The organism is Acidicapsa borealis (genome assembly GCF_059115245.1).
Genome location: NZ_JCACNY010000001.1, coordinates 1,136,487 through 1,157,854, shown reverse-complemented (window position 1 = coordinate 1,157,854; position 21,368 = coordinate 1,136,487). Strand labels below are relative to the sequence as shown.

At 58.5% G+C, this 21,368-nt stretch carries 11 protein-coding genes; 7 read left to right on the top strand and 4 right to left on the bottom strand.

Annotation, left to right across the window (positions count from 1 at the left end; all coding sequences use genetic code 11):
* Positions 1–86 precede the first annotated feature (86 nt).
* On the top strand, positions 87–1,394 hold the full coding sequence (locus tag AC5S27_RS04710; protein ID WP_493933411.1) for a hypothetical protein: 1,308 nt from the start codon (positions 87–89) through the stop codon (positions 1,392–1,394).
* 14 nt (positions 1,395–1,408) lie between these two features.
* Here the strand turns inward: AC5S27_RS04710 and cobA are convergent, their stop codons facing one another.
* Positions 1,409–2,122, bottom strand: a complete 714-nt coding sequence (gene cobA / locus AC5S27_RS04705) for a uroporphyrinogen-III C-methyltransferase (RefSeq protein ID WP_493933410.1) — start codon at positions 2,120–2,122, stop codon at positions 1,409–1,411.
* Entirely contained in the window at positions 2,119–2,829 is a 711-nt protein-coding gene (locus AC5S27_RS04700; RefSeq protein ID WP_493933409.1) for a precorrin-2 dehydrogenase/sirohydrochlorin ferrochelatase family protein, read from the bottom strand. Before AC5S27_RS04700 ends, cobA begins: the two co-directional genes overlap by 4 nt.
* A gap of 257 nt (positions 2,830–3,086) precedes the next feature.
* On the opposite strand from AC5S27_RS04700, the gene AC5S27_RS04695 reads away from it, so the two are divergent.
* The 4 genes from AC5S27_RS04695 to AC5S27_RS04680 all read left to right on the top strand — a co-directional run bounded on the left by AC5S27_RS04695 (position 3,087) and on the right by AC5S27_RS04680 (position 6,773).
* Positions 3,087–3,626 (top strand): hypothetical protein, encoded by a 540-nt coding sequence (locus tag AC5S27_RS04695; protein ID WP_493933408.1) that lies wholly within the window; start codon positions 3,087–3,089, stop codon positions 3,624–3,626.
* Positions 3,627–3,668: 42 nt separating this feature from the next.
* A complete protein-coding gene (locus tag AC5S27_RS04690) occupies positions 3,669–4,388 on the top strand; it encodes a hypothetical protein (protein WP_493933407.1) in 720 nt (239 codons plus the stop codon).
* A gap of 136 nt (positions 4,389–4,524) precedes the next feature.
* Positions 4,525–6,180 carry a carboxypeptidase-like regulatory domain-containing protein gene (locus AC5S27_RS04685; protein ID WP_493933406.1) on the top strand — a complete coding sequence of 552 codons (1,656 nt, stop codon included), beginning with the start codon at positions 4,525–4,527 and terminating at the stop codon, positions 6,178–6,180.
* Positions 6,177–6,773 (top strand): hypothetical protein, encoded by a 597-nt coding sequence (locus AC5S27_RS04680; RefSeq protein ID WP_493933405.1) that lies wholly within the window; start codon positions 6,177–6,179, stop codon positions 6,771–6,773. Before AC5S27_RS04685 ends, AC5S27_RS04680 begins: the two co-directional genes overlap by 4 nt.
* A gap of 114 nt (positions 6,774–6,887) precedes the next feature.
* Here AC5S27_RS04680 and efp read toward each other — a convergent pair whose 3' ends face one another.
* Entirely contained in the window at positions 6,888–7,463 is a 576-nt protein-coding gene (efp, locus tag AC5S27_RS04675) for an elongation factor P (protein WP_493933404.1), read from the bottom strand.
* A gap of 300 nt (positions 7,464–7,763) precedes the next feature.
* Here efp and AC5S27_RS04670 point away from each other — a divergent pair, with 300 nt between their 5' ends.
* Positions 7,764–11,645, top strand: coding sequence for an Ig-like domain repeat protein (locus tag AC5S27_RS04670; RefSeq protein ID WP_493933403.1), 3,882 nt, complete (start codon positions 7,764–7,766; stop codon positions 11,643–11,645).
* Between the two features lie 8 nt (positions 11,646–11,653).
* Positions 11,654–12,235, top strand: coding sequence for an outer membrane beta-barrel protein (locus AC5S27_RS04665; protein ID WP_493933402.1), 582 nt, complete (start codon positions 11,654–11,656; stop codon positions 12,233–12,235).
* 86 nt (positions 12,236–12,321) lie between these two features.
* Here the strand turns inward: AC5S27_RS04665 and AC5S27_RS04660 are convergent, their stop codons facing one another.
* On the bottom strand, positions 12,322–20,232 hold the full coding sequence (locus AC5S27_RS04660) for a choice-of-anchor D domain-containing protein (protein WP_493933401.1): 7,911 nt from the start codon (positions 20,230–20,232) through the stop codon (positions 12,322–12,324).
* Between the last annotated feature and the right edge of the window lie 1,136 nt (positions 20,233–21,368).

The following is a 21,368-nucleotide window of genomic DNA, read 5'->3' as shown; positions in this document are numbered from 1 at the left end:
ACCTATTGGGGATGGTGAGCTTTCCTTGATTGCCGTAGTCTTGCAGGGATTCACCTCAACATTCTGAACGCAACACCGAGGTTTTGATGTCCGACGTCATCTCGATCAACGAAGGCAGGCACGTTGCTCCCGCACAGTGGACGCCACTGCAGAAGCTACTGTTCCGCGTGGCCTTTATTTATCTCATTCTGACTGGCAGTTATTGGGTTTTCATCTTTGCGGACAGGATGACGGCGGCGGCGAGCAAGCCGTTCAATGCTGTGTGGCATCCGCTGGCGCAGTGGACTGCGGTGCATCTTCTTCATTGGCCCACAGGGGTTGAGCCGCATTTTTTGTATGACACGCGCTATTTGTATTCGCTGGTGACCTGCTGGATTCTCTTTGCTGTGCTGGCGGCTGCGGCCTGGTCGCTGCTGGACCGCAAGCGCCGCGACTATGTTGGGCTCAATCACTGGCTGCGCGTGTTTCTGCGCTATGTGCTGGCTTACATTCTGCTGCATTACGGGATGGACAAGGTCTTCCTGATCCAGTTCCCTGCTCCTTCGCTGGCGCGGTTGACGGAGCCGTTCGGGGAGTATTCGCCGAGCTCGCTGATGTGGGCGTTTATTGGTTCTTCGACTGCGTATACGGTCTTTGGCGGGCTGGCGGAAGTACTGGCTGGAGTGCTGATGCTTTGGCGGCGAACGACTACGCTGGGAGCGCTGATTGGCTTTGCCGTGATGTTCAACGTGACGGTGATGGACTTCAGCTACGACGTGGGCGTGAAGCTGTTTTGTCTGCATATTCTGCTGATGGCAACCTATCTCGTGCTGCCGGATGCCCCTCGGTTGCTGCAGTTTTTGGTGCTGAACCGCGCGACGGCTGCGGCGCACCTTGACCCTGCGCCGCTGGCGCGAACGCAACAGCGGATTGCATGGGGCCTGAAGGCGCTGGTGATTCTGCTGCTGATCGTGCCGCTGACGCTGCGGGAGTGGAAGAGCTATCGCGAGACGGGCGCGGGTGCGCCGCGGCCTCCGCTGTATGGGCTGTATGAGGTGGATGCATTCACGTTGGCTGGAGTTGAACACCCGCCGCTGTTGACGGATACGGCGCGGTGGCGGTCAGTGATTCTGGAGACACCGGATACACTTGTTCTGCGGCACATGGATGGCTCGCTGAGCAGCTACCGCATGCACTACGATGCTGCTTCGCATACGATCGCGTTCGATGCCAAAGGCGATGGTGTTGATAAGAGTTTGCTGGCTGTCACGCAGCCTTCGGCAGACAGCATGGCGGTCGAGGGTAAGTTTGCCGGAGCGCCTGTTTTTGCGCGGCTGCATCGCGTGGATCGATCGAGCTTTACGCTGGTCAATCGTGGCTTTCACTGGGTGAGTGAGTCATCGTTTGTGCGCTGACTTTTGAAACCAACTCATGCTGTCTTGTCTGCTGGATGGAAGAGTATGATGAGCGGCGCTGGCAGCGGCTGCATGGCCGGAAGCTCGATAAGTGAGCAGGTTTCCATTTGTTGCTTCGGTGTGCCGAGGGCTGAGGCGAGGACGCAACGTGAGTCAGGGGGCCAGCCGTTGGCCGCTAGCTCCGCAGCGATGGCTGCGTAATCGCGGCCGGGCATGTAGAGCACGAGGCTGACGTCTGGCTTGATGCCGGCGAGTCCGCTCTTGTCGCCCGCTGCGAGATGGCGCGTCGCAAAGAGAAGGCGCGAGGATGAGATGCGTCCGGTGAGCGGCAGGCCGGCGAGGGCTGCTGCCGCGAATCCTGCGGAGACACCAGGGATGACTTCAAATGGGACGAATGCCTGTGAAAGCGCGGCGATCTCTTCTACTGCACGGCCAAAGAGAAGTGGATCTCCGCTCTTGAGACGGACTACGCTATGGCCCCGCTGCGCGTAGTGAATCATCCAGTCGTTGATCTCCTCCTGGGTAATCATTTTTTCGCCACACCGCTTGCCTACGTTCTGCACCAACGCCTGGGGTGAGGCAAGCGAGAGGACTTCGGCTGAGACGAGATCGTCATGCAGCAGGCAGGTGGCCGAGGAGATGAGTGCATGGGCGCGCAGGGTCAACAGATCGAGCGAGCCTGGGCCTGCCCCGACCAGATACACAACGCCGCTTTCTGCTGCGCTCATGGCTGCTGGCTTTCCTTCTTCGCTGCGAGGAGACGGTCGAGGTTCTGCTGGACGGGACATTCGTCTGGAGTGCAGCTTTCGCGGCGGGCGAGCAGGTGTAGGGCCTGCTTGCGGGCGTCGCTGAGGGGGTAAACCTCTAGCATGCGAGCGCGGGTTGCACCGAGGCGGTCGAGCCATTCGCCGGTGTCTTCGGGGAGCATGGCGTCGATTTCCTGGCGGAGGCGCTGGGCGAGAGCAGGGCTCTTGCCTGCGGTCGAGATGGCAATCTGCAGGTCGTTGCGGCGAACGACGGAGGGGTAGAAGAAGTCGCAGTCGGGCGGGTCGTCGACGGAGTTGCAGAGGATGCCGCGAGCGCGGGCTTCTTCGGCCACGGCGTGATTGACGGGCTGGATATCGGTCGCAGTGATGACCAGGAAGGCGCCGTCGAGGTCGGATGGCTGGACCTCGCGGAGATGCAGGGTGAGCTCGCCGCGGGCAGCCTGGGCGGCGATTTCAGCTTGCACGCGGGGCGCGACGACCGTGACGGCACCTCCGGCGCGGAGGAGGCTGGCGATCTTGGGAGCGGCGATGGTGCCTGCGCCGACGACGAGGCAGGGGCGGCCTTCGAGTTTGAGGAAGATGGGCAACATCTCCATGGGAGCGCAATCCTTCTGGTTCCAGAATCGCACATTGGGGGCAGTGGCCTGAGGCGCAGTGGCGTCGAGCAAGAGTCATCGAAAGGATGCTCCCATTGTCTGTGCCTCGTGTATGGGAATCAGTCACTCTTGCTGTCTCAAGATGGGAATTGTGTTCGATTCTTCTCGGTCAATTGCCGCAGCTTGACGCAAATTTCCCACACAATGGCTGGGTGGGCGGAATGAGTTGCTGTGCGGGTAGTTGGGGCAGGGCATGGCGTGAGGGAGCTATGGGGCCACGAAGGATGGAGTTGCTGATGAGAACGTTCGGGCACCGGAGACTCGTTCGATTGCTGCTGGTATTGGTCTGCGTCTCGGTGGCGACCACAGCTCTGGGGCAGATTACTTCCAGCACCTCGACTGTTTCGCTGACAGCGACTCTGGGGGAGACGCTGACGATTTCCGCAACACCGAGTGCTGTTACGTTCACGCTGGTGCAGGGTGGTACGGCGACGGGATCGAGCGCGGTGGCGATTCACACGACGTGGCTGCTGCTGCCGACGCGCGCGAATCTCTACCTGGACGGGTACTTTGCTTCAGCGACATCGGCTCTGACAGACGGCAATGCCACACCTAACCTGATTCCCACTTCAGCGGTGTTCGGGCAGGTGCCTACCGGCAGTCCGACGACTTACACGGCGTTTACACAGAATACGGCGCTGGGTCCGGCGGGTGCTGGGCTGCTGCTGTTTACGCAGTCTCTGACGGCTCTGAACCGGGCAGGAACACGCAACGACAATCTCAGTCTCCAGATCAACCTTTCAACGCTGCCGCAGTTGCCGGCGGGGACATATACGGGAACACTAACGCTGCAGGCGCAGGCGCTCTGAAGCGCTGAAAACGAGAGGCGCATGATGCTATCCCGAATTCGAATGAGCGCTCGAGGACGGCTGGTGCAGGCTACGCTCTGGGGAGGTCTGTGCTTTGCGGGAATCCCACTGATCGCGCAGACGATCGAACCGGTGATTGTGGAGTACACGGAGAAGGCAGACGGGCGGTTTGAGGTACGGAACGACACGCTGACGCCGATGGCGATTGTGCTGGAGCCGCGCAGCTTCAGCATTGCGGCGGACGGGCGTGGTATGTTTCGCGCACTCGATGCGGGGATCCATGTCGCACTTTCCACGAACAGCTTCCGGCTGGAGCCGCGGCAGAGTTATTACGTTTTCTACAAGGCGAGCGCCGATCAACTGCCGGCGTGGTTCACGGTGTATGCCACATTTTCGCCGGTGCGCACGGGGCCCGGCATGACAGTGCGAGTGATGCTGCCGCATACGGTGTACCTGTACCAGAAGAGACCGCTCCATAGGGAAACAATCCGCGTGGGGCAGGTGACGTACGAAACGGGCAAGGGGCAGGGGAAGAATACGGTGCTATGCGACGTGGAGAATACCGGTCTCGCGCTGGTGCGGGTGCAGGAGGTGCGCGCGGTAGCCGGCAAGACGTCGGTGGTGCTGCCGGGGTTTCCACTGCTACCGGGCAGTTCACGACACCTCGAAATCGATTGGGAAGAGAAAGCTCGCCCGGAATATGTGCTGCTGCATTTCCCTCATTTTGATATGAAGGAGCCGCTGGCGCCGCGCGACCAATGAACGCATCCGAGCGCGCAAAAACGAACGAAGACTGGATGAGTGAGGAAACCGGTTGTCACGCTCTGGCTGCAGTGTCGCGGTATGGCTGGCCATGGGATGGTTCGCCTCAGGATGGTTGGGGTGGGGAGGGGGTACTGTGCTTGAAGCCCAGGTTTTTGAGGTTAGCGGCGGAACATCCTCGCTTTACCAAGCGGGCGGAGGCAGCGTGACGATGCATGCTCCGAGCTACGACTTCACCCTGGGAGCTGGGACGGTGGATGGGCATCTGCTGGAGGGTACCCGAATGCTGAAGGCTACGCCACATGGGACTTACATCGTTGGGGACGATCGCATTGATTTCCGGCTGCCTACCGATGTGTTTGACAGCAGCCACTATTTGCTGGCGAGGGGTGTTGGCTTCAGCGGGGTGCGCGGCGGGACGGATATCACGGCCTACCTGGGGGTAGCGTCGCTGGACAACAACAGCCCGTTTTTTAACGGGGTGAAGATGAGCGAGCCGGAGGCCGTGCTGTTTCTCAAAAAGAAGATCGCGGCGAAGTGGATGCTGTACTCCGACACGATCGGGTCGAAGAAAGTCACACAGATTGAGGCGCTGCAATGGATGCCGCAGCCGAAGACGGAAGTAGCCTTTGCTGGCGGTGTGGGTGCGAATCAGCCGTTTGGCGCGCTGAGCCTGAACATGGAGCGGTCTCGCTTCGATCTGCGGGCTGCGTACATTGCTGCAGGGCAACAGTTTCACCGGATTGCCGTGGCGTCGCCACTGCTGGCGGAGCCGGACAGGGAGAATGTGCTGGTAACGGTAAGGCCGATGCATTTTCTTTCGATTACTGGCAGCCATCAGAATTATCTCGTTCCTCAGTCCTCCACGCAGCGAGAGCCGAACCTTGTCAATGTTCGCAGCTCGATCGATCAGGTATCGGCGTCTCTCCATCTGTTGGGTACGCAGGTGGGTGGGACGATGTATCGCTCGACGTATGAGCAGCCTGGGTATGGGACGGAGGCGAATCACGCTGTGGCGTTGTCGGCGATGCGCGATGTTACTTCGCGGCTGCGCCTTGCGACAAACTACTTTGTGAGCAAGCCGAAGGACGGGAGGACGACCGACAGTCTTCTTGCCACCTTGACCGAAGTGCTGACCTCACGGATATCGGTCAATGAGAGCGTGACGTATTCCAATGGCAATACGAGCGTGAACTTCGGCGGGGAGTTCTTGTCGAATTTCATTTCATTCAGCGCCAACTATGACACCTTTTACGTTCCTGCAGAAAATGCGCAGCCCTTCCAGCAGGCGTTGTTACTCGACATGAAGATGCACCTGATGGGACGTTTGCTGTTGCATGGAGCGTCCTATGTGGACCCGACAGGACACCTGCGCTATACCGCAGACGCCAGCACTGTTTTCAGCCGCGCTCAGGCCGCGGCGCCGCCAGAACACATGATCCTGGGCCGGTACATCCTCCATGGATGCGTGGTGGATGCGAACGGGGGCGCCGTGGAGGGTGCGGCGGTGGTGATTGACGAAAGGCCGGTGTATACAGACTCGACGGGATGTTTTTACATGCGGGAGAGCAAGCCGCGAACGCACCAGTTGCGAGTGGTCATCGGGGAGTTCCTACAGGGTGGGAACTGGCAGATCACGTCCATGCCGACGACCATTCGCAGCGCGACCGAGGAAAACAGCCCGGAAGCAACCGTAATGGTGACGGTGCGGCGGGTGCCGATCATTTCGCAGAATCCAGCTTCGGCGCTACCCTCGCCGGGAGCCTCGGGAAGCGACCGGAAGATGCCATGACGTTGCAGGGCGTTGGACGGCGGTTCCAATTCGGAGCACTTTGGGTGCTTTTGCTTGCCGCCGCCGCGGCAGCTGATCCGCAGGCGCTGCGCGTGCAGCCGCGGACGATGCGACCAAGGCCGGAGTTGCTCTGCGTACTTTGTACACTCACCGTAACGGCAACGCCGACTTTAGTGAGTTTTACGCTGGTCAAGGGCGGAGTGGCGACGGGGTCCAGTGCAGTTGCCATCACAACGGCTGTCTACGGGATTTCCCTACTGACAAACCTGTCGCTATATGGGTATTTCAGTTCCGCATCGGCAGCGCTTACCGATGGGGCTTCGACTCCGAATAACATTCCTTCCTCGGCGGTGCTGGGCCAGGTGACGACGGGAAGTCCGACCACCTTCACAGCGTTTACGCAGAGCAATGCGGTGGGGACCGCCGGAGCTGGGCTTCTGCTGTACAGCACGAGTAGTCTGCCGATCCTGAGCTGTCTTCTTGCCGTGTGCCGCACGGACAATCTCAATCTTGAAATCAATCTCGGCAGTCTGCCGCAGCTGCCTGCCGGCAGTTACAACGGCGCGCTCATCTTGCAGGCTCAGGCGTTTTGAGCAATACACAGGAGGAGCTCAGGAACAATCGGCGGGGCGGAAATGGGCAGCGGAAGCTCGGGGACGGCAGAGATTTCTCCCGTCCCCGGAAGCGCTCAGGCAGATCGAAGTGTGTCAGGCGCGACCGTAGAACTCGCGGGTTTCGGTCGATACTTTGATCTTTTCCCCCTGCTTGATGAAGAAGGGGACGCGGATTTCGATGCCGGTTTCGAGGGTGGCAGGCTTGGTAACGGCTCCGCTGGCGGTATCGCCGCGAACGCCGGGCTCGGTGTATGTGACGGCTAGCTCGACCTGGGCGGGGAGCTGCAGGCCGATGGGGTTGCCGTTGTACTTGTGAATCTGGAGGAGAGCGCCTTCGAGCAGATAGTCGAGAGCGTCGCCTACCATGTCGCCGTTGAGGGTGAGGGTCTCGTAGGTGGCCTGATCGAGGAAATAGGAGCCATCGGCGTCGCTGTAGAGGTAGGATGCCTCGTCGACGGTGAGATCGGGTTCCTTGAACTTGTCGCCTGCCTTGAATGTCTTGTCGAAGACAGCGCGGGTGATCAGGTTGCGCATTTTGAGGCGCACGAGCGTCTGGCCGCCGCGGGCGGTGGGGGTCGAGATTTCCGACTCGAGACAGAGGTAGGGGGCGTTCTCAAATTCAAAGTACATCTTGCGCTTTACGTTGATGGCGTCTAGCAATGCGGCCATGGATTCCTCAGGCAACCGGGGATTCAGCGGAGAGATTCAGCTGGGGTGTGGTGCAGGCCTTATTTTACGGGATAGAGCCCGATGAGCTCTTGCAGCATTGGGGCGCCGCAGCCATTCCCGCTGGGGCGGCGCGTTTCCGGCCCTTCATTTGAATCGAAGCTCAGGGCATCGCCCGGTGGGACTTTCCATGCACATGAAAACTTCGAGGTTGACTCTATAACTGACATGAGACTTTCGTTTCCCATCTCATGCTCACGCGTGGGAGTGGGATAGACTGTCTTCACACTTACAAGGTCCCGAATGCTCGCGAAGCTTCTCCCCATACTGCGCTCTGCTCTCACAGGCACTCTATCGCTGCTCGCCACCGCATCTCTGGCGCAGACGACGATTCACGTTGGTCCTGGCCAGCCCTATACGACCATTCAGTCGGGGATTCAAGCGGCCAATGCTGGGGATACTGTTCTCGTTGAGCCTGGAACATATGGCGAAAACATCAATTTTAGTGGTAAAGCCATCACGGTTGTCAGCGCCCAGGGAGCAGCAAAGACCATCATCCAGGGCGACGGGACCATGCCGGTCGTCACGTTCGTCTCCGCGGAAACTCGCAACAGTATTCTCAACGGGTTCACGATCCAAGGCGTCAGCAATCCAACTCCAAACCAGTATTACCCCGGGATACTGGTCGGATCGGCGCCTACAATCATCAATAACATCATTACCAATAATCCATGCAACGGGATTAACGTGGATTTTGGCGGCCCTCTCATTCAGGGCAATGTCATTAGCAACACGAACGAATCCAACAACGGAAGATGCGACAGCTTCACCGGCAGCGCCATTGTTCTGGGAGGCAATTATCCTCAGCCCAGCTTGGTGATCGGAAATACCATCATTCATAATCAGCACGCCGTGGACTACGATGGCGGTGGACTTCAAATCTGGGCTGGCGAAAACTCGGTGATCGAAGGCAACGTCTTCGCGGACAACGCCACTACGGGAGACGGCGGAGGAATCGCGACCTTCAATTCCGATAACATGATCATTGCCGGAAATCTGTTCTACGGAAACGTCGCCCAATTCGGAGGCGGAGCGATTGCCCTTCATCCGCCGGATGAAACGCAGGGGCCATTCATTGGGCTCATCCAGAACAACACGTTCATTGGCAATACATCTATCTCATCCATGGACGAGTACGGTGAGCCGGCAGCATCCCAGGTTTATCTCGATGGCAATCTCGCACAGTACGAATTTACCGATAATATTGCGGTCGGCGCAGACAAAAATGCCGTCCTGGTCTGCGGCCCGATCTATAACTATCTCAGCGCCACCCCTCTTGTATTCGATCACAACGATATCTACAATCCCGCAGGCCCAGGCTACGGGGGCGCGTGCCCCGATCAGACTGGCCAGTACGGCAATATCTCCGCGGATCCACTCTTCAAGAAGCCTGCCAGTAACGACTATCATCTGCTTGCAGGCTCACCCGCCATCGATACGGGCAACAACAGCGCACTTCAGCTTCTTGCCAATCTAGACTCTCCGCTCACCGGCGATCTTGACGGTAATCCACGGGTGCTGGATGCGACCGGCAAGGGCTATCCGGTTATTGATATGGGCGTGTATGAGAGCGCCGGTAAACTTACGGCCAATCCGACCACGGCCGTGCTCAACCCCTCCGCCTATTACGTCAATGGCGGCCAAAGCTTTACGCTGACCGCAAACATGTACTCACCGCTCGGGATACCCACGGGCACGGTGAGCTTTTTTGAAGATGGAAATCAGATCGGCGCTGCCACCATCGACGGTACGGGGGGTGCCTTGCTCACTCTGGGGAAGGGCCTCGTTCCCGGGACGCATGCTTTTCTGGCCACATACGCCGGAGAGGGCGTGTTCCCTCCCTGCGAGTCGGTCAAAATCTTTGTTCTGGTCAACGCCTACGGAGTCACTCTGAATTTGACTTCTGCTCCAAACCCATCGCTTGTCGGACAGAGTGTCACCTTCCAAACAAACATCTCCTCCGTCAACGGCGTTCCTCCTGGTGTCATCACGCTTACCGACAATACCACCAACACCACGTTGGCGACCCTCACCTCCAACGCAAGCGGCAACGCCAGCTTCCCCATTTCCACGCTTGCACTTGGTGCTCACGGGATTGTGGCTTCTTACCAGGGAAACTCGACCTATTCGAGCGCCTCTGCAAGTGTCCTCCAGGTTGTCGTGAGCCAAATCGCCACTGCGACAACGCTGTCCTCTTCGCTCGACCCATCTCCATATGGAACTGCGGTCACATTCACCGCAAGCGTATCCTCGTCCGGGTCAGGAAGCCCGACGGGTGCTATCACCTTCCTGGATGGCAGCGCTATTCTGGCGACGGTCAGTCTGGTGAACGGTGTTGCTTATTACACGACGTCAAGCTTATCTGTCGGGAGCCATGTCATTACCGCGAACTACCAGCCGACGGGGTCCCTCGGTTCGAGCACAGCTTCGCTGACCGAAGTGATCAACGGTTTTAAGACCAGCACTGTCTTCACATGCCTGCCGAACCCGCTGAATGTCGGGAATACGGCACAACTGATCGCCAGCGTTTCTTCCGCGGGTGGAACACCCACGGGGTCGATCAGCTTCACCGACAATGGAGCGCTGCTGGCAACGCGGAATCTGCTCAGCGGCACGACGAGCCTCAGCTACATTGGCTCGGTCGCAGGGACGCACAACATTGTCGCAACGTACACACCGACTGGTCCCTTTGCTGTCAGCTCGGCCAGCTGCTCCGAAGTGGTCGACGCCCTTCCAACGACCTCGACCCTGACTGTGGCTCCTGCGAGTTCTACTTATGGGTCCCCGGTCACGCTTACCGCGACGGTCTCGCCGGCCACATTGCCCGGCCCGAGTACGCCGACGGGCATTGTCACATTCCTCAACGGCGCGACTGTTCTGGGCACCGGAACTCTCGCGGGTGGAGTTGCTACCCTGAGTTCGAGCGGGCTGCCCGGCGGAACGTACAACCTTACCTGCGCGTACGGCGGCAGTTCTGTCTACCTGACCAGCACTTGCAATTCGTTTCCCGTTGTCATCCATGCTGCTGCGACTGCGCTTACGCTTGGTTCCAGCAGGAATCCTTCGCCCTTTCTCAATACGATCACGTTCACTGCTCGCCTGACCGTCAACAACCAATCCGCTGGAGCAGGCAACACCATCCATCTCAGCATCCATGGCCAGAACATCAGTCTTACGACGGATGCTAATGGATCGGCAACGTATACCCCTGGGAGCCTGCCGCCCGACAGCTATCCGGTCACTGCCAGCTTCTCGGGTACTAACGACCTTCTTGGGAGTACAGCGTCGCTAACGGAGGTCGTCACTGCCGCCGCTACTTCCACCACGCTTACCGGCGCGCCGAATCCGGGGAACGTCAATCAGGTGGTGACGTTGACGGCCACGGTCTCCGCGCAAGGGAATTCCACTCAAAGCAACGCCAGCCCGGTCGGCAGCGGCAGCGTCACCTTCTATGACGGTGACAAGCCGCTCGGCTCCTCCCAGCTCTCGGCAACGGGTACGGCGGACCTTACGACAAGTTTCTCGGTCGTTGGAGTGCATAGCATCACCGCTGTGTACGGTGGCGATACGGACTACTTCGGCAGCAGCTCAGCTGTGTTCCAGGAAACGATCATAGCCGGGGATTTCTCTATCCTCGCCACGCCTGGAGCGGCGAGCATGTATACCGGCGAAGCTGTTTCGGTTCAGGTCAGCGTGACCAGCTTAAATGGCTTCAATCAGCCGGTTGCGCTTTCCTGTTCCGGCTTGCCAGCGAATGCGACCTGCGCCTTCAGTCCGGCTTCGTTGCCGCAAGGTCAGGGTGCTGCGAAACTCGTCATCCAGACGGCGGCTCCGCACAAAGCTTCGTCTGCCTCAGCTTCCGGTCCCGCAGCGGTAATGGGCGCGCTCACATTGCTGCTACTGCCCGCGTGGAGACGCCGCCGTAGCTTGCTGGCGGGATTGTCTTCTCTGTTACTGATGATGGCCTTAGGCCTCGGGATCTCCGGATGTGGGTCAGTGAAACCGATCACCGGAGGCACGCCGCCCGGGACCTACCAGGTCGCAGTGACAGCCACGGCGACGGGAGATAGTACGGCTCTTACGCATTCCGCCGTCGTTACCCTGACCGTCAAATCCCTGTTTTGAGGCTAAGAATGGATTCCTTGAGAAAGCTCCGCTGCATCCCCGTGCTGGTAACGCTCTCCGCAGCGCTGTTGCTTGCACCTGCCCGTGCGCAGGTGGCTCCGTCGGCCTATCGCAATGTGAAGTCGATCTGGGTGGGCGCGGAGTACTCCAACGTCAACGCGTCCTTCCCGTACCAGAGCGGCCAGCGGATCTTCGGCGTTGGAGCGTTTGCTGATTTCAAGCTGAACGGACGCTTTGGTGTGGAGGGGGATGCGCGCTTTCTGCACTTCGGCGGATTTGAGAACTCGACGGAAAGCAGCTATCTTGCCGGGCCGAAGGTCTACTTTCTCAACAAGGGAAGATTTCAGCCCTACGGCAAGTTCCTGGTAGGTGAGGGCAAGATTCACTACCCGTTCGCGATCGGCGACGGAAGCTATCTTGCGCTTGCGCCGGGAGCCGGCACCGGCTATCGCCTGAGCCATCACTGGTTGCTGCGCGCCGAATATGAATACCAGATCTGGCACGACTCGCCGGGCTTCGCCAATGAGCCAAAACATGCATTGGCGCCGAATGGCTTTCATGTCGGCGTCGCCTATCGGCTCTTTCGATAAATATTCCTGATCGGCTCGATCCGTGGCACGAAAACGGGCTGGAGAGTGAGAGACCTCTCCAGCCCGCATTTGTTGGTACAGTTGTGCTAGTTCCCTGTTCCGGTCAGGGTCACGTTCTGGACTGTTCCCGCAACGTTGTTGGCGTTGTCTGTAATCGCTAGCGTGGCGGGACGGCTTCCAACCGCAGTGGGCTTGAAGAATACGACCACGATGCAGCTGCTGCCGGCCGAGAGCGACGAGCACGTGTTGTACAGCTGATAGTCGGCTGCAGCGGTACCGGTGATCGCGGCCCCGGTTACGGTGAGAGTTGAGTTGCCCGTGTTGGTGAGAACTACGGATTGTCCCGCGGACTCTGTGCCCACCTTAACCGTACCAAAGGCCATGCTGGTCAGCGAGAGGTTCACCTGGGGTGCACCTGTCGCTGTTCCTGTCACGGCTATCGTCTGCTTGGCTCCCGTTACGTTGTTGGCGTTATCGGTGATCACGACGCTGGCCGTTCGGGTGCCGGCAGCGCTGGGGATGAAGTACAAGGCTACTTCGCATTTCGCTCCGACAGCCAGGCTGGGCACGCAGGTATCGAACTCGAGGAAGTCGCTGGCGTTGGTGCCAGTCACGAGGATGGACGTCACTGTTAACGGCGCCGTACCGGCATTGCCGACGGTGATGCTGAGAGGGCCTTCCGGTTTCTCGACAGGGTCACTGGCAAAGGTAAGCGTGGTTGCGCTCAGGTTGGCCTGTGGGATACCCGCGCCGGTTCCGGAGAGTGCTACTGTTTGAGTCGCTCCTGTGACATTCCCGGCATTGTCTTTGAAGGTGAGGGTCGCGCTTCGAGTTCCCGCGGCCGTCGGTTTGAAGGTCAGGCTGACCGTGCAGGCTGCCGCCGGAGCCAGTGTGGCAACGCAGTTGGTCGAGGTTGCAGCGAAATCCGTCGCGTTGGTTCCGGACAGTGCGAAGGACGCAACCACCAGGGATCCGCTTCCCGTGTTTGTAAGGGTAACCACCTGCGCAGCGCTCGCTACCCCGATCGACGTTGATGGGAAGGTCACCGATGCCGCGCTCAACGTGACAGCGGGTACACCGATCGCGGTGCCGGTCAGCGGCACCGTCTGGGGTGAACCTGCAGCAGAGTCAGCGAAGGAAATGGCAGCGGTGCGCGTACCCGCCGCCTTCGGTGAGAAGATGACTGACACGGTGCATGTAGCACCTGCAGCGAGCGTAGAAGCGCAGGTGTTGGTCTGCGTGTAATCACCGGTGGGAACCACGCTGATGCTGGTCAGCGTGAGCGGGGCCGTACCGGGGTTGCCGACGTTGAACGTCATCGCTGCACTGCTTGCGCCGACATTCGTGGATGGGAAGGTCAGACTGATCGGCGAGAAGATGATCTTCGCGACTCCAGTCCCTGTTCCAGCCAGCGTTGCTACCTGTGTGGACCCGGTGGTGTTGCCCGCGTTGTCCGTGACGGTGAGAGTTGCAGAGCGACTCCCTACAGCTGCCGGATCGAATGTTACGGAGATCGTGCAGCTCGTGCCTGCGGTGATTCCGGTACCGCAGGTGTTGGTCTGCTTGAAGTCCGTAGCATTGGTGCCGCTGATGGCAACACTGGCTATCTTCAGTGTGTCCGTGCCTGCATTGGCGAGGGTCAGGGTCTGTGCAGCGGATGTCACACCGACCCCCGTGCTCGCAAAGGTAAGACTGGACGGCGTCAGGGTTGCCTGAGGAATACCGACACTTACGCCGGTCAAAGTGAGCGTTTGCGGCGATCCCGTTGCGTTGTCCGTCACGGAGATGGTCGCGGTTTGCGTACTGCCTGCGTTGGGGAGGAAGTAGACAGTGATGAGGCAGTCCTGCCCTCCAGCCAGAGTCTGGTTCAGGCAGCCGTTGCTGCTGATCGGGAACTCCGTGGCATTCGACGAAGTGACTCCCGTGATTTTGAGAGAGCTCGTCGATGGGCCGGTGTTGGTCACACTGAAGGTCTGCGGCGTGCTCTTGGTGTTCAGCACCTGGGTGCCGAAGTTGATGCTTGCCGGATAGAGCGCAACCGTCGGCGCGAGGGCAACGCCGGTCCCCTTGATTGTGATGACCCTGGGACCGCCGCTGGCCGTATCCGTCTCGGTGATCGTTGCTGTCCTGACGCCGAGCGAGGTAGCTGCCGGGTTGAATTGGATCGTGATCTGGCAATAGGAGTGAGGGTAGATGGACGATCCCACGCAATTATCGCTTTCGACAAAGTCCGTCGGATTGGCTCCGCCAAGGACAACCGTACTGACTGGAACTGTTGCCCCGCTCTGATTGCTGACCAGGACATAGACCGGAGCGCTCTTGGTACCGACCGTCTGGTTGGCAAAGGTAACGCTGCTCTGGGACAAGACGATCTGTTGCGTTGCTGCAATACCCGTGCCAGTCAGCGCTATCTTATGGGGCGCTCCAGTGGCGTTGTCGGGGATGGTCAGTGTACCGTTCACGACTCCTGTGGCAGTCGGCGAAAACGCTACGGAGATCTGGCAACCATAGTTGACGGGAACCGTCGTACCGCTGCAGCTATCGCTGACGAAGGAGAAGTTGCTGGTGATGGTTGAGGTTGCAATCTTGACGGGCAAATTGCCTGTATTCGTCAGGTTGAACGTCAGCACTTCGCTGCTGTCGCTGGTGGTGCCGACGATCTGCACATCGAACTGCCCGCTGGCCGGTGAAACTACGACCTTAGAGCTGCCCGCAACCGCCGTGCCAGCGAACGTGGATACAGGCGCGGCAGTTGTCTTGTCCGCGTAGGTCACGGGGAACTTGATGCTTCCCGCCTTGGCGCCGACAGTTGACGGGTTGAATGCTACCGTGACCGTGCAATAGCTGTTTGGGGAGATCGTCTGGCCGGTGCAGCCGTCGTAGCCGCCGACCGTGCCCGAGGTTGAGAAGTCACCGGTGGTCGCCGAGCCAATCACTGTATCCGAACCAATTAGTGCGCCAACAGTAAACGGAAGGTTGCCGGTGTTCCACAGATTGACCGACTGAGTTGCATCCGTACCGGAGCCGTAAACCGCCGACGCGGCCTGGTCCTGGAAGGTGATTGACGTCGGGGACAGCTCTGCCGAGTCCTTGACGGCCAGCCCTGTGCCGGTCAGCGCAACGCTGTACTGGGTGGTGGTTGCATTGGAGTAGGTGACCGGGAAGTTGATGGTCCCCGACGCTGCACCGGCAGCACTCGGAGCGAACGCAATGTACACCAGACACTTCTGGCGCGGTGCGACCGTGACACCGCTGCAACCGTCAGATCCGCCCTGCGTGCTGTTGGTCGAAAATGCACCCGTTGTGGTAGCGCCCACGATCGTGTTCGTTCCCGTCAATGTGCCTACGGTCAGCGGTATGTCGCCGGTATTGCTGAGCGTGACGAGTTGATAGGGAGAAATCGTCGTCAGCACCTGTCCGGGGAAGGCCAGGCTTACAGGATCCAGGTAAGACGAGGGTCCGACCGCCGGTGAGTAACCTGCGAGGCTGACAGGATAGGTGACGTTCTTTGAATCGGTGAAGGTCAGAGTACCGGTCTGGTATCCGGCCGTCGTCGGGCTAAAGCCCACATACACATTGCAGCCGCCGTTCGGTTGAATTGTTGCTCCGGAGCAGGTGTCCTGACCCGCTGGAATCAGGAAAGCGTTGCCCCCTGCCGTGATCTTTGCGGTCGAAACAACAAGAGCCGCAGCGGTGTAGTTGTGCAAGGTTACAGTCTGATTGGTCGCGGCGCTGGTGCCGACGGTTACCTGGTCGAAGGCCAGGATCTTAGGCGTTGGCATCACCGTAGACAACGCAGCGACACCGGTTCCCGTGACAGCAATTGTCTGGGTTCCTGCCGAATCAACGAGGCTGATCGTTCCCACTCGCGCTCCGGCGGCGGAGGGTGTGAAGTACACCTGGATATAGCAACTGGCGGCCGGCGCAAGCTGGTTCCCGTAAAAGCCGCAGCTGCCACCGCTCAAGCTGTAGTCCGCCGCGTTCGCTCCCGACATTGCACCAGAAGTGAGCGTAAGCGGAGCAGTCCCGGTATTCCTCACATAGATGTTGAATCCAGCCTGCGATCCGGTGACCAAATTACCGAAGTCGACAGCCGTTGGCGTCAAACCAATCGCAGTGGTGGCTGCAACACCGCTGCCTGTAATCGGAAGCGTCGCTGTTCCGCCAGAACTCGTAACCACGACGCTGCCTTTGTTGGGATTGGTCGCGGTCGTCGGCGTAAAGCTGATGTCAACGCCGCAGGTTCGCTGCGCGCCGAGAACATAGGGATAGGTTCCGCTGGTGCAGACGTTCACAATCGCATAATCGCCCGTGGTCGTGATGTTGGTGATGGTCGTCGGCGAATTGCCCGGATTGGTGATGGTCAGGTGCTGCGTTGCACTCGTGGTACCGATCGCCTGAACCGGATAGATCAGGGATGTAGGTTCAAGGAATACGCCGCCGGTCGCAGCAATGCCAGTGCCAGCAAGCGTGAGCACCTGCTGCGTTGTACCTGCCGTGTCGACGAACGTCAACGTTCCAGTCCGGGTTCCAATGGCCGTGGGCGTAAATACAACGCGTACGTTGCAACTGGGACTCGGCTCAAAGCCCGTCGCCGGATTTGGCTTCAGAATTGCCCCGGCGCAACTCGTGCTGAGCAGCGAATAGTCTCCGCTCACCAGAATCCTGTCGATGGTGACTGGCGAGGTACCGGTATTGAACGCGTAAAAATATGCTGCCGTCGTTGGTACCCCGATAGGCTGATCAGGGAATACGTAATTCCCAGGGGTGATCTCAATAGTCTGGCTCACCGCCAGGCCCGTGCCGGTGAGTGAAACCACCTGCGGAGTGCCGGAAGCGCTATCGGTGAACGACAGCGTTCCTGTCTCCGCGGCTGCCACGGTGGGCGTATATTGCACGGTGACCGCACACGATGACTGCGGATTGACCTGTACCACGGTTGTGGTGTTGACGCAGCTGCCGTTAAAGATGGAGAAATCGCTGGTCGCAGTCTGCCCCGTAGTAGCAATCTTGACGCCATAGATGGTGACGGGCGCGGTGCTGGTGTTGGTCAACACTACCGTCTGACGCGTCCCAGAAGTGTTGATCAGCTGCGCATTGAAATTGAGAATCGAAGCAGAAAGCGACACTGTTCCCTGTGCCGTGCCCACAATGCCGGTGCCATAGAGATACACGGACTGGTTCCCAAAGCCGTCGCCCTGCAGATAGAACGTCGCGGCGCGCGGGCCTGTCGCTAATGGTGCGAATGTCGATCCGACGGAACAGGTCGCAGCCGGGGCCAGTTGTGCGGGGCAATTCGACAACGTCAGGAAATCGCTGCCAGAGCCCCAACTGCCACGAACAGAAGAGAGTGTGATCGGTTGCAAATTCACCAGGGTCTGGCCAATGTTCGAGACCGTGATCATCTGCCCGCTGCTGATGCTGCCCAGCGCCGTGTCCGGAAAAGTCACCGTCGCGCTGGAGACCTGCAGGTAGCCGAGTGCCTCTCCTGTGCCGCTCAAAGCAATCGTGACCGGCGTAACGGTGGCGTTCGAAGCAATCGACAAGCTGGCAGTGCGCACGCCTTTCGCAGTCGGCGTAAAGGCGAGATTGAGCGTACAGGTACCGCCAGCCGGAATTGTCATCTGGCAGCTATCGGTCTCAGAGAACTCCGTCGCCGGCGTAAAGGTAATCGAGCTGATTGCAACCGGGCTGCTCCCCATATTGCGCAGCAAGAGGGGCACTGGAACTCCGGTCAGGGTTGAGCTGACGCCAATCGCCTGACCACTGTAGTTATAGTTATCGAAATTGACGCTCTTTGGGGAGGCGACGATAAGTCCGCCCGCCGCAGGACTGATCTTGGCGATATAACTTGCCGGAATGTTCGTGCCTGCCGGAAGTGTTACAGGAAAGTCCACTCCAGAAGCATTGCCTGCAAAGTAAATGTCCCCTGCTGTATCGACTGCGACCGTCGGGGTCGGAAACAGGGGCGTGCCGAAGGGAGAGGTAATCGTCCCTGTGATGGCACCGAGATAGCTTGAGAACGTTGCGCTGGATCCGCCTCCGGCGATCTGAGTAAGAAATGCAGTGGGACCGGAGTTATTCGGTATGACGGCTGTCTGGATCGGAGACACTGCCGGGAAATCAGTTGCATAGGTATAGCCGGCCACATAGGCAGCGCAATTCGAAGCACAGGCACGCGCTACCACAATCGATTGCGGAAAGACCGTGTTGGATGACGGGCTGTAAGCGCCACTTGGCCCACTTAGAAACGTTGAGTAAACGAGCGCCGTCGCCGACGGGTTTAACTCAGAGACAAATCCACCGGGATACTTCGTCTGATACGCACCGGCTGTTGTTGGGAAATCTTCAGCGTAGACCGATCCAGTGACGTAAGCATCCAGGCTGGTGTCAAGGGCTACTCCGGTAATCGCACCGGGTCCGAGATAAGCCGAGTAGAGCAGACCCGTTCCGGTCGGGTTGATCTTCGTAAGATAGGCTCCGAGCGTATAGCTATCTGAGTAACCTCCGCTGTAGGTGTAGGCACCCGATGTCACAGGGTATCCGGCATAGGATTGAATCGCGACGTAGGCATCGCCAGAAGGGTCGACTGCGATAGCAGCGCCTGCGCTCTGAATGCCCGATGCACCCACAAGCGTGGAGTAGACCAGCGACGCCGCACCCGAAGCTGCCGTATTGAGCTTGGCCACAAACGCCGCATAAGATGCCCCCGGATAAGCACTCAGATAAGCTCCCGTGGTCGTCGGGAAGGTGGTCGAGCTCTCATAGCCGGTAATAAATACCTGTCCGACGCCATTCACTGCTATGCCAGAAGCATAGTCGTAGTTATTGGTCCCGCCCAAGTAGCTCAGGTAGGTAGGCGCAGCTCCGCTCGCTGGCAATGCCGCAACAAACGGAACGGTGAAGTAAGTCTTAGTCGAAGGCGAAGTTGCCTGGTAGGCATTTGCCGTCGTAGGCAGCCCGGGGGCTGAAGATCCCGTCACGTAAATGTTATTGCTGGCATCAAGAGCAATCCCATTGGGATAACAGGTAACCGTGTTATTGCCGACGACAGTATTAAATAACAGCGCTCCCGTCGGGCCATATTTGCTGACATAGAAACCCTTGGTCTGGTTTTGCCCCGTAACATAGGTGTTTCCGGCACCATCCACGGTCATGCCACCGATGGTGTTATCGGCATAGGCAAGCTGTAGTCCATAACTCAGAACAGGATCGATGACCAGATCACGTGTCGGATCATGCTGACCGACATGGAAAGCCAGCTTCCACGACGAGTTGCCATCTGAGGCAGGTATGAGCCGATAACTTGAACTTATCGCTTCACGCTCACCGCTAGCCGAAAGCTGATAAGCGACAGGCTTCAAGAAGCGGATCGTTGTTCCGTTTACCTTCAACTCAAGGCTTCCGTTCGTACCAATCCGCGCATCTTCAGCACCGTCAATCGCTAGACGGATTTTTTCTGGGTCTGCTTTGGGATGAACATGGAAATCGTATTCCAGCATCTGTTTCTGGCCATAGAAGCTCAGATCGATTCCGGCATATACGTCACGGTAATTCACCTTTCCCCACCGGGGCACATTCAATCGCCAGGTCTTCGAATCGGAAGATGGAACGTAGTTCGAAACCCCTTCGCGCAGCGAGTCCGGAGTAATCTCAACGCCAGTACTGGAACCGACAAGACTGAGCGCAATGCCCGGTGTTATGCCACCCGCCTGGCTCGCTGGAAAGGAGATCTTCGCTCCATCTTTTCGGAGGGAAACCGCGTACCCATGTCCCCTGGCCTCGAAGAGACTCGTGGCTGCATCCGCGGGGTCGGCCGGCTCGAAAGCTAACGGCTTCTCCGCATACGATACTCCTGGGCTACGCGGCGTGTCCTGCGCTGCTACATCTGCCGAGGCAGCCAACATGGTCAGTGACGCTGAGGCAAGGACGAAACCAAGGAGCCGCAACGCTACGCGAACGCGGCAGAGCAAGGAATTGCAGATGGGATTAAGCACGGTCGATCTCCAGTAGTTCAATGGATTCAGATCCGGTACTTCGCCGCGAGAAGAGGTCCCATGGCGGGCAAGCGAGAGTACCGAGAATGACTTGTCTGGGGAGGAGTGGAGCGCAGAGCAGGATTGTGACACGAAATCTGGTTCTGCAGCGCCAGACCACAATATCACCGGAAATCGCCAGGAAATATAAACCCGGAAATATAAATTAGTCCGGTCGACTCTTGGCGTAGGCTTCGATCACCAATTCGCGGAATCCTGCGGGATACGGGAAGGGGTAATCCGTTACAGGGGAACTTCCCCGTTTGATCGGGATGTGCCACCCGCGACAAGCTGATCGCGATACCGCAACCTACGTAACATCCAGACTGTCTCTTTTGCATAGAGCGGAGCGCGCTACACGTTGTCCGCCATTCCTCTGTCTATCCGAATGGCCGCCGAGGTGGAATGGAACCTGAACCGGTACGAGAAATTTGCGTTATCGGAAAAAGAGGTCACGTACTGATCGGCACATAGCAGAATCAGAATTCGTGGGGGTGGCATTCAAATACGCACGCTCCCGACGCTCAGAATTCAGAGAGTGGAGGGGACCGCGAACAAAGTTGGACGATGGGTGAGATTTTATGGCCGACAGGCCTTGAGTTTAAGAGAAATATGGTAGGCACGAGGAGACTCGAACTCCTGACCTCTACCGTGTCAAAGTAATAAAGACCAATAGAATCAGAAACTTATAATGTAATCAAGGGAGCGAAGAGGCACTTTGGGAGCATATTTCGGAAACGAATGTGTCCTTATTTGTGCCTCCGTTTGAAACTGATCGATCGTCGTATCGCGCCGTATCGACCTGTCTACGACGGTGGCGGAACACTCTTGAACCTCAACCGCACTCGACGGGCTGGCACCCAAGAGGAAAAAGCGATCCAACGTATTAGCCTAAAATTCCTTGCGCTGTGCATGCCTACGCAGTACCGATTAGGAGAACAGGAGTAGACCGAAGAGAAGCCGGCTACGCCGGCATAACGTGCAAAAACTACCGATGCACCACTCGCTTGGGGCGGTTTGCAAAGCCAGAACACTATTATCTTCACGCCCGACAACCACAGCCGGCAGGCAATCAACCAAGCCATCCGCACGGAGCT